Below are 9,866 nucleotides of genomic sequence, written 5' to 3'. Positions count from 1 at the left end.
TTTTATTTTCTTCGAGCACGTTCTTGCCGTTCCCAAAGTTTTAAATGCGGAAACGGATCATAGCTCCATTCTGTATATCCATTATCACGATACATTCCATAATGAAGATGTGGTGGGAATTTACCTGAAGTACCTGGAGGTCCATAACCAGAACTTCCGACACCACCTATGACCATTCCGGGTTCAACGATTTGTCCTACCTTTAAGTCCTTACTAAAGCCGCTTAAATGGGCAAAATAATGATAGTTATTGTTAATGTCACGTATCCCAATTCGCCAGCCGCCAAAACGGTTCCATCCTTTCATCTCAACAATGCCAAATGAGGTTGCACGAACAGGTACACCATAGTGGGCAAAAATATCTGTTCCTTCATGCATGCGTCTTCCACCCCAGCCACGAGCGTCTCCCCATGTGTTACGATAGCTATAATCGGATCTAAGAGGTACTGGAAAGGCATGACTATCAAGATCCAGACGACCATATTTTTTATAAATTTCTGACTTTCCGATAATAATCCCTACAGTTTTATCTCGTTTATAATAATCCCAAAGACCAATTTTTATATTATCATGGTCCGTCCCGTATGATAGGATGAAGTTTGCAAAAGAAAAGAGAACATCCTCGTCATCTTTCAGACTGGCCTTTCCATCGCCGTTCCCGTCGATTCCAAAACCGTTAAAGTATTTAATGGACATCGGATTCTCATCTTCAAGATTTGGGTTTAGCGGCCCAACCCATTCCTCTGGTTTGTAGTAAATGCCAGTTAAACCCTCCGCTTTCGGCAAATCACGTCGAGACTGCCTGAGACTTCTTTCATATTGGTCAACAGCGGCCATATAGTACCAAGGTATATTGGTAGCTGCTTCAACTTCTTTATATAGCTCGAGGCGCTTTGCGTAAATGGTCTGTTGATCGGTTTCAGCATGTGCATATCGAACAGAAGGTAATAATAGCATCATAACAAGAAAAATAACGATTCCTTTTAGCAGTTTCCGCACGATGATCCTCCTTCAAAAGAATTAACATGATTTAGTTTGTCTTAAATCATTTAAAACAATATATATCAATTACTGGTAATAGTAAGTCTCTTGCTTGTCGTATAATCTTCATTATGTTAAAGTGATTCAGGAGTAGTATGAATTAGCTACATAGTGTGAAAAAAACACTTATCATATAAGGATGGTGTGGGAAGTTGAGCAAAAACCAAGAACATCTACGTAAACCCGAGTGGTTGAAAATTAAATTAAACACGAACGAAAATTATACAGGCTTGAAAAAGATGATGAGAGAGAAAAAGCTTCATACCGTTTGTGAAGAAGCAAAATGCCCAAATATCCATGAATGTTGGGCTGTTAGACGTACCGCTACATTTATGATTCTAGGTGATATTTGTACTCGTGCATGCCGTTTCTGTGCGGTTAAAACAGGTCTTCCGACAGAACTTGATCTTCAAGAACCAGAACGTGTGGCTGATTCTGTTGTGTTAATGAATCTAAAGCATGTGGTTGTTACAGCTGTAGCGCGTGATGACTTAAAAGACGGTGGTGCAGCTGTATTTGCCGAAACCGTTCGTGCGATCCGTAGAAAGAGTCCATTCACAAGTATTGAAGTACTTCCATCAGACATGGGTGGTATCGAAGAGAATCTTCGTATGCTAATGGATGCACGCCCAGATATCCTGAATCATAATATTGAAACGGTGAAACGGTTATCAGATCGTGTGAGAGCACGTGCAAAATATGACCGTTCACTTGAGTTTTTAAGAAGAGCAAAAGAAATGCAACCGGATATTCCTACAAAGTCTTCTATTATGATTGGTTTGGGTGAAACGAAGGAAGATCTACTTGAAGCTATGGATGATTTACGAGCAAATAATGTTGATATTTTAACAATTGGACAGTACCTGCAGCCGTCTAAAAAGCATCTGTCAGTTGAAAAATACTACCGCCCTGAAGAATTTGCTGAACTAAAGGAAATAGCCTTAAGCAAAGGCTTTAGTCACTGTGAAGCTGGTCCACTTGTGCGTTCTTCTTACCATGCAGACGAGCAGGTTAATGCTGCAGCTAAGCACAAGCAATTATTAGGTGAAAAAGAAGCAAAAGAAGCATAATACGAGAAAAGAGGCATTACGAAGTTCGTAAGCCTCTTTTTCTTATTGGTTCATTTTCGCCTTCAATTGTTGGCTTATATCGTCCTTATCCATGTCTTCATTAAGCTCTCCTTGAGCTTCACCATTCGCATTTTCACCTGTGCTCATGTTTTTCCCTTGAGGAGAGACTAACATTTGCTTAATGAGTTGGTTGATTCCAGTTTCCGTATTTGCACTATTCGGACCAAGGTTGGCAAAATTCTCTACATTTGGACGAAGTGCTTCGTTATCACTAACATATACATGGTACCATCTCGGAACAACGGACATAGCCATACGCTTTACTTGGTCAGCTGTTAAATTGCGGTCACTAGAATCGGTATGGTACACTATGAGAACTTCCTCATCTGTTACCAATGTGGAGATATCGTCTACATTAGGAACATCTGTGCAATACTCACCGATGATATCAGCTACCTTTTCGCGATCAATGGCAGCATAGTGATTTTGGGACTGTGTACGAGCCATTTCGTCCTTTTTATGTCTTACATAACCAAAATCTTTAGAACCATTTTTATCTCGATTGTATATATCACCAGTTGGGTCATTAACGCTTAAAGCATTGCTTCGTTCGTTTTGAACATCATCACGCCCTAAATTATTTTGACAAGCAGTAAGTGTTGTCATTGCACAAATTCCAAGGATTATCATTGAGTTTTTCAAGATTTACACCCCCTCTTTTATAGAATGACCACGAGAATTCTTTTTTCCTCTTAGTAATTCATGGAGAATCAGTTATAATTTAAAATAGATGAGTGAGTGAGGTGGACAAATGATCTGTATCGGAAATATATGTTACGAAGTAGTAGAAGAACGAACAAATGGATTTAATGAAGATGCCTTTAAGGCTCGTTACAGCGATATATTAACAAAGTATGATTATATCGTGGGTGATTGGGGTTACGGTCAACTCCGTCTAAGAGGGTTCTTTGAGGATAGTAATCATAAAGCAACATTTGACACGAAAATCAGTACATTAACAGAATATCTGTATGAATACTGTAACTTTGGATGCCCTTACTTTGTAGCTAAGCGTGTAAAAAACACCAATACGATTAAAAATGACGTGTAGCGGTACACGTCATTTTTCGTCCATAAATGCATTATTCTTATAAGGAGCCTGAGTATCCCTTGTTGAATCATCGTGCGTTGGATGTGCCCCGTCCATTTGTCTAGGGAGCCCCTCATGGAGCGTTTTATTTTCGTAGTTGAATGCACTATAAGATCGCTGTTCGGTTGCCCCTGTAAGTTCCTGTTTGCCTTGTAGAGGCTCGTCTGCCTTATAAGGAGAGCCATATGGACCTTCTGGTGTTTGTTGAGGAGGAATATAACTTCTTCCGACCTCTACATTTGAAAAATCTGTATACTTCTCATCACTCATGGTCTTTCCACCTCCCTCATTAGTATGTGAGAGGTTAAGGAAAGAATTCAATTCTTACACTAATTCCATTAAAAAGGAACGTAATTCTTCTGCATCTTCCTCAGATAGTTGAAAAGCATACTCTATATATCCTTCTTCTTTTAAATCATCTGGACCAATAATCGCAAAACGACTACCTTGAATATCTAAAACGATTTGTTTGCCATAATGTCTATCAGATTGAATAATGGCTAAGTCAAATCGAGTGTTTTCCCCCATAAAACTTACAAAACGTGTTTTTGTATTTACTAAATCATCGTATAGAAAGAAACGATCTCCCATCTTAGTCACCCCTATGTCTCAATGTAACGCCTATTATCATCTTAACAGAACAAGCAAGCCCATACTAGATGCTTGCTCTGAAGAGAAATATAGAATAGGAAAAGCCTCTCGTTTTTCCTAATTTATGTTACAATGGAAATAGTTTTCACCGCGAACTTCTGAGAGGACTGAGACGAAATGGCATGGACCACGAAGTCAATAAACAACATAATACAGTGGAGAAAAGTAGTCTGGCCTTTAAGGTCCATTCGAATGTATCCTCCACAATTCGTCATTAGAGACCCGATTATTCAAGGGGTACGAAAAGCCTTTAATCAAGGCCATGAAGTGGCTGTTATTGTTTTTAATATTTCTAATATGAAAGATATTTATGAGCAGTTAAGTGAGAAGCAATATATAGATTTTATAAAAAAGTTGAAAATGAATTTTCAACAGGTCATTCAAGAGCAAATTGAAGATGATGACCTGCTTTTGTTGCATGATTACAACAGTGATGGAGTCACTTTATTTATTAAGGTAGATCATGAACAGCACTGTATTTCTGAAATTGATCAGGTGATGAAGAAGGTCTTAAGGGAAACGGAAAATAGGCTATGCAGGCAATTTCTAAGCTTAATCATTCAGTTTGAATCAGGCTATATGTTTGTGGAAAAGAAGCAATATTCTATTCAGGAAGCGATCTTAAAGGCTGGGCAGCAAGCGTTGGCAATGGCAGAGAAGCGGGTACAAACGGAGTTTAATGAGCTTCTTTATAGTCTGAGCAGAATTGTCGCGCAAAAGAATATTTTGCTTCTCGCCCAACCGATCATTGATGTAGCTACAAAAGAAATCCGAGCCTGGGAAATGCTAACTAGAGGACCAAAGGGGACGGAATATGAAAATCCATTACACCTATTTTCGGTTGCACGCCAAACAGGAATGTTGTATGACTTAGAGTTAATTGTACTAGAAAAAGCACTGCAACAAATTGCTGATACAGGTTGTACACACGATATTTTCATTAACTTTACCCCGATTACGGTAGGAAATCAAAAGTTCATTCGTGATCTAAAGAAGTTGATGGGGAAATATAAAAATATCTCACCAACTCAAATTACAATTGAAATCACCGAGAGAGATTCTATCGATGGTATGGAATACTTTATTTATAATATCAACCTTCTTAGAAATTTAGGATTCCGTATTGCGGTGGACGATACGGGTGCTGGATACGCGTCATTAAACACAATTAGTGAAATAATGCCTGATATTATTAAGATTGACCGTTCTGTTATTCAGGATATTGATAAAAACTCGCTGAAAGAATCTATGCTCAAGGGACTTCTTCTTGTTGCCCGTGAGGCTGGATCTCTTGTTGTCGCTGAAGGAATTGAAAGTGAAGAGGAAGCCTCAGTATTATTCAGAAATCGTGTTGACTTAGCACAAGGATACTTATTTGCTAGGCCAGCTTCGTTAATTCATGGACTAGCGTCTGTATAAACAAAAATGGTTGTGCTATTTGGAAAGGAGCTGAAGATGCGTGTACTTTGTTGATAGAGAATTAATTGAGGAAAGATTAAACTATTTAGAAAAGCAAATACAGCAGTTTGAAGAAAAGAATGAGTGGAGTACCGCTCTTGAACAGGCTGCACTTGAGCGCCTTACACAAATGATGATTGAATCTATCCTTGATGTTGGCAACGCGATGATCGATGGATTTATCATGCGTGACCCAGGTAGCTACGAGGATATTATTGATATTCTTGAGGATGAGAAGGTCATTTCGCTTAATATGAGTCAGGACTTGAAAGTGATGGTTCAATATCGCAAAACACTTGTTCAGGATTATACGAGAATTGATCATGAAGATGTGAAGAACACTTTCTCGAGGATCCTTCCATCGATTAAACTTGTTTCTGAATCTGTTAGACAGTACTTAACGAATGAACTCGGACCAGTCACCGCATTTAAAAACTAAGCGAAGCCTCTCATGTTGAGGCTTTTTTGTGTTTGCCATCTGTTTTGTGCAGAATAATGATAACCAAATAAAAGGGACAGGAGCTATAAAGATGAAAAAGTATAAAGGATACCTTATCGACCTTGATGGGACGATGTATAGAGGAACGGAATTAATTCAAGAAGCGGCAGATTTCGTGAAGCAGTTAAAGGAACAAAACATACCGTATTTATTTGTAACAAACAATTCCTCAAGAACTCCGAGTCAGGTCGCAACAAAATTACGTAATTTCGGTATTCCAACGACCGATGACCAAGTGTTTACAACTAGCATGGCAACAGCAAACTATATTGCAAAGCAAAAACAAGATGCAATCGTGTATTGTATAGGAGAAGAGGGGCTTAAAACCGCATTAGCTGAAAAAGGATTTCAGCAAGCGGAGTCACATGTTGACTTTGTGGTATGTGGGATTGACCGTGATATTACCTATGAAAAGCTTGCAACTGCTTGTTTAGCAGTTCGTGCGGGAGCAACCTTTATTTCAACAAATGCAGATATTGCGATTCCAACAGAGCGTGGATTGATGCCTGGAAATGGATCACTCACTTCGGTAATTGCTGTCTCAACCGCAACAAAACCCATTTTTATAGGAAAGCCAGAGGCCATCATTATGGAGCAAGCGCTTGAGGTACTGGGGACAAGTGAAGAAGACACCATCATGGTGGGAGATTATTATGACACAGATATTTTGGCTGGGATGAACGCAGGGCTAGACACATTATTAGTTCACACAGGAGTAACGACAAAGGAGCTTCTACAAGGGTACAAAAAGCAACCAACTTATGTTCTTGACTCGTTGGATCAATGGGAAGTATAAGAAGAAGAAAGGGGATGAACACTCGTGTTCATCCCTTCTTATATTATTCTGTATTCTGTGCACGATGAGCTAATCGGCTAGAAGCAGCTGCGGCAACCGCGCCAACAATGTCATCTAAGAAGGTGTGGCATTTTCCTGAAGACTTGTCATTGAGATCTTTTAGTATCCCAGGTTTTAATTTATCAATATACCCGTAGTTCGTAAAACCAATGGAACCGTACACATTTACGATAGAGAAAGCAAGAACCTCGTCAACTCCATAAAGTCCTTCATCCACCTCAATAATGGACTGCAATGGCTCTTCCATCAGCTTTTTTTCAGCCATTATATCTAACTGTATTCCAGTTAAAATGGCATTTTGAACTTCTCTTTTTGAGAGCACTCGCTCTACATTTTCAATGCAGTCTTTCATCTGTAAATCAGGATGATACTTTTCCTGTAGAAAATAGACAAGGTCAGCAATGTCTTGAACTTCCACGCCTCGCTCGTGTAGCCATTTACGTGCTGTTTCTTCTGATAGACTCATCTTCTTCTCTTCAGCCATTCGCTTCACCTTTTCTCTCTCATTTTCACTATATATATAACTATATCATTAAAATTATGCACGGAACCAATTTTGGGTGCACGGTCTACCTTTGAAGCATTTGTCACTTCGGTATCCTTTATACAACAAAACACAAGTTTTCTTTGCCATGAACATATACATAGGTAGTAAAACAAACAAAAGTGGGTGTATGTATGCTTCGAGAAATATTAAGTGAACATTTTCAACTTCAAATAGAAGAACCACTCTCGATAGGAAGATATGAGTCAGGAAGAATAAAAAATCAGATGTATATGCTCGTCCCTGTAAGTTCCCTGCCTGAGGAAAGTCTATCTGAGCTTATGCAGCTTTCTACACATGTCATGAATCAAGGCGATCGGAATACTTGTCAGTTTTTACAAAAAGAATCAGGTCAATCGGTAATTGAGAGTCAACAGGGGAAATATGTGGTCCTTGTCTGTCAGATGTCTGCAAATAGAAATCAGCAGCATATAGGTCGTAAGCTATCCAAATTTCATTACAGGGGAAGAACCATTCAATTCCAAACAGACAAAATCAATCGAATCGGTAAGTGGAAACAGTACTGGGAGCAACGACTTGATCAAATGGAACGCGTATGGAATGATATGCTTTACAAGCAGCCAGACCATGAATTTGAACGATTGTTCTTAGAAGCATTTCCTTATTATATGGGGATTGCCGAAAATGCTATTCAATACTTAGTTGATACGGAGCTTGATGATGATCCGCAAGCCGTAGACAGTGGAACGATCTGTCATGTCCGATTCACAAAACATACATGGGGAAATCAAATTTATATGAAAAATCCATTTGATTGGGTATTTGACCACTGTAGTCGGGATTTAGCAGAATGGACAAGAGACCGCTATTTTACCAATATTAAGTTATACGAGCCAGAAGTAAGTCAGTTCTTTCAAGATTATCAAACCGTGATGCCACTATCCTCTTTCTCCTGGAGACTGTTGTACGCAAGATTGCTATTTCCCCTTCATTTCTTTGATAATGTCGAGAATTACTATATCACCAGCTCGGAGCAGGAAAAAAATAGTTTGCAGGATCGATTTGTTAAAAGTCTTGATCAAACAAAGGAGCATGAAGAATTTTTATCGTCCTTTTATCAATTGGCAGAGGTGCCTGTCCGCAGAATGAAGATCCCGAAGCTGGATTGGCTATAATATAGAAAAAATATATTTCTCGAAATAATCAAACAATACAAGGGATGAAGCGTTTTCATATAAATTCCTTCTACAATTACCCCTTGTAATATTGAGTCCCTCCATCTATAATGTCTACTATATACAAACAACTGTTCATTCCAGAAATACACATAGGAGGGGAAAAGGATGAAAGCTATCTCAATTGGATTATTAGGTTTAGGCACGGTCGGTACGGGTGTAGTTAAAATTATTGAAAATCATCAAGACAAACTCATGCACCAAGTTGGCTGTCCTGTTCAAATAAAAAAAGTGTTAGTAAAAGATATCGACAAACAAAGAGATGTAAGTTTAAATAGAGAAATGTTAACAACAAATCCCAGTGATATACTACAGGATTCAGAAATCGATGTGGTTATTGAAGTAATGGGTGGTGTTGAAGAAACAAGGCAACATCTTCTATCAGCTCTAAATAATAAAAAACATGTGGTAACTGCAAACAAGGATTTAATGGCTCTCTATGGTTCGGAGTTACTCACTGCAGCTTCTGATAACGGCTGTGACTTGTTTTATGAGGCAAGTGTAGCAGGTGGGATACCTATTTTAAGAGGTTTAGTAGATGGGTTAGCCTCTGATCGTATTACGAAGTTGATGGGAATTGTAAATGGTACAACCAACTTCATTTTAACGAAGATGGCACAGGATGGAAGTGCATATGAAGAGGTGTTAAAAGAGGCGCAAGACCTTGGTTTTGCTGAAAGTGATCCAACAGCTGATGTAGAAGGCCTTGATGCGGCAAGAAAGATGGCCATTCTTTCAACACTTGGATTTTCAATGAAAATTGATTTAGATGATGTAAAAGTAAAAGGAATTACCGATATTACTGAAGAAGACTTAGAATACGGAAAACAGCTTGGATATACAATGAAGCTAATTGGGATCGCGGATCTTGATGATGATAAAGTTGAGGTAAGTGTTCAGCCAACGTTCTTAGTAGAGTCACATCCGTTAGCATCTGTTCATAATGAATACAATGCTGTGTATGTATACGGAGAAGCGGTAGGAGAAACGATGTTTTACGGACCGGGAGCTGGAAGCCTTCCAACAGCGACAGCTATTGTTTCAGATCTAGTTGGAGTGATGAAAAACATGCGTCTTGGTGTCAATGGTACAAGCGCGGTATCTCCACAATATCCGAAAAAGCTGAAAGAAGCTTATGAAATCAGATCAAAGTATTTCTTGCGTTTATTAGTGAAAGATGAAGTAGGTGTATTTGCAAACATCACTTCTATTTTCTCAGAGCATCATGTTAGTTTTGAAAAAATTCTTCAGCTTCCAGTGAAGGAAAAAGGCTTAGCAGAAATTGTGTTAGTTACACATCATGCTTCTTTACAGGATTACGAGGATATTTTGGTAAAATTAAGAGACCTAGAAACAACAAAGCAAATCAAGAGCTCGTATCGAGTGGAAGGGAGCAAGTAGA

General features: G+C 38.8%; 12 protein-coding genes. 7 read left to right on the top strand and 5 right to left on the bottom strand.

Annotated elements, in window-relative coordinates; all coding sequences use genetic code 11:
• Window positions 1-2: 2 nt before the first annotated feature.
• Window positions 3-959, bottom strand: a complete 957-nt coding sequence (locus M3175_RS08110) for a M23 family metallopeptidase (RefSeq protein ID WP_251517701.1) — start codon at window positions 957-959, stop codon at window positions 3-5.
• Between the two features lie 233 nt (window positions 960-1,192).
• Here M3175_RS08110 and lipA point away from each other — a divergent pair, with 233 nt between their 5' ends.
• Complete coding sequence (lipA, locus tag M3175_RS08105; protein ID WP_251517322.1) at window positions 1,193-2,110, top strand: lipoyl synthase; 918 nt, start codon at window positions 1,193-1,195, stop codon at window positions 2,108-2,110.
• 42 nt (window positions 2,111-2,152) lie between these two features.
• Here the strand turns inward: lipA and M3175_RS08100 are convergent, their stop codons facing one another.
• Window positions 2,153-2,812 (bottom strand): YhcN/YlaJ family sporulation lipoprotein, encoded by a 660-nt coding sequence (locus M3175_RS08100; RefSeq protein WP_251517289.1) that lies wholly within the window; start codon window positions 2,810-2,812, stop codon window positions 2,153-2,155.
• 109 nt (window positions 2,813-2,921) lie between these two features.
• Between M3175_RS08100 and M3175_RS08095 the strand changes: the two genes are divergently transcribed.
• Window positions 2,922-3,221 (top strand): YutD family protein, encoded by a 300-nt coding sequence (locus tag M3175_RS08095; protein ID WP_251517287.1) that lies wholly within the window; start codon window positions 2,922-2,924, stop codon window positions 3,219-3,221.
• 9 nt (window positions 3,222-3,230) lie between these two features.
• Here the strand turns inward: M3175_RS08095 and M3175_RS08090 are convergent, their stop codons facing one another.
• Entirely contained in the window at window positions 3,231-3,530 is a 300-nt protein-coding gene (locus M3175_RS08090; RefSeq protein ID WP_251517286.1) for a cytosolic protein, read from the bottom strand.
• Between the two features lie 54 nt (window positions 3,531-3,584).
• Entirely contained in the window at window positions 3,585-3,851 is a 267-nt protein-coding gene (locus M3175_RS08085; RefSeq protein ID WP_251517285.1) for a DUF3055 domain-containing protein, read from the bottom strand.
• 252 nt (window positions 3,852-4,103) lie between these two features.
• Here M3175_RS08085 and M3175_RS08080 point away from each other — a divergent pair, with 252 nt between their 5' ends.
• The 3 genes from M3175_RS08080 (at window position 4,104) to nucF (ending at window position 6,664) form a co-directional block, all read left to right on the top strand.
• Window positions 4,104-5,330, top strand: a complete 1,227-nt coding sequence (locus M3175_RS08080) for an EAL domain-containing protein (RefSeq protein ID WP_251517284.1) — start codon at window positions 4,104-4,106, stop codon at window positions 5,328-5,330.
• A 40-nt stretch (window positions 5,331-5,370) separates the two neighbouring features.
• Entirely contained in the window at window positions 5,371-5,808 is a 438-nt protein-coding gene (gene hepT / locus M3175_RS08075) for a type VII toxin-antitoxin system HepT family RNase toxin (protein ID WP_251517283.1), read from the top strand.
• 91 nt (window positions 5,809-5,899) lie between these two features.
• The gene (nucF, locus tag M3175_RS08070) at window positions 5,900-6,664 is read left to right on the top strand and encodes a 5' nucleotidase NucF (RefSeq protein WP_251517282.1); all 765 of its coding nucleotides are present in this window, start codon (window positions 5,900-5,902) and stop codon (window positions 6,662-6,664) included.
• Between the two features lie 43 nt (window positions 6,665-6,707).
• Here nucF and M3175_RS08065 read toward each other — a convergent pair whose 3' ends face one another.
• Window positions 6,708-7,208, bottom strand: coding sequence for a phosphatidylglycerophosphatase A family protein (locus M3175_RS08065; protein ID WP_119709804.1), 501 nt, complete (start codon window positions 7,206-7,208; stop codon window positions 6,708-6,710).
• 194 nt (window positions 7,209-7,402) lie between these two features.
• On the opposite strand from M3175_RS08065, the gene yutH reads away from it, so the two are divergent.
• Both yutH and M3175_RS08055 read left to right on the top strand, forming a co-directional pair.
• A complete protein-coding gene (gene yutH / locus M3175_RS08060) occupies window positions 7,403-8,404 on the top strand; it encodes a spore coat putative kinase YutH (RefSeq protein WP_251517281.1) in 1,002 nt (333 codons plus the stop codon).
• Between the two features lie 168 nt (window positions 8,405-8,572).
• Window positions 8,573-9,865: a homoserine dehydrogenase gene (locus M3175_RS08055; protein WP_251517280.1), complete on the top strand. Its 1,293-nt coding sequence runs from the start codon at window positions 8,573-8,575 to the stop codon at window positions 9,863-9,865.
• Window position 9,866: the final 1 nt, after the last annotated feature.

The sequence above is a fragment of the Robertmurraya korlensis genome, from assembly GCF_023715225.1.
In the GTDB taxonomy this organism is placed as follows: Bacteria; Bacillota; Bacilli; order Bacillales; family Cytobacillaceae; genus Robertmurraya_A.
This window is presented reverse-complemented; position numbering and strand designations above follow the sequence as displayed.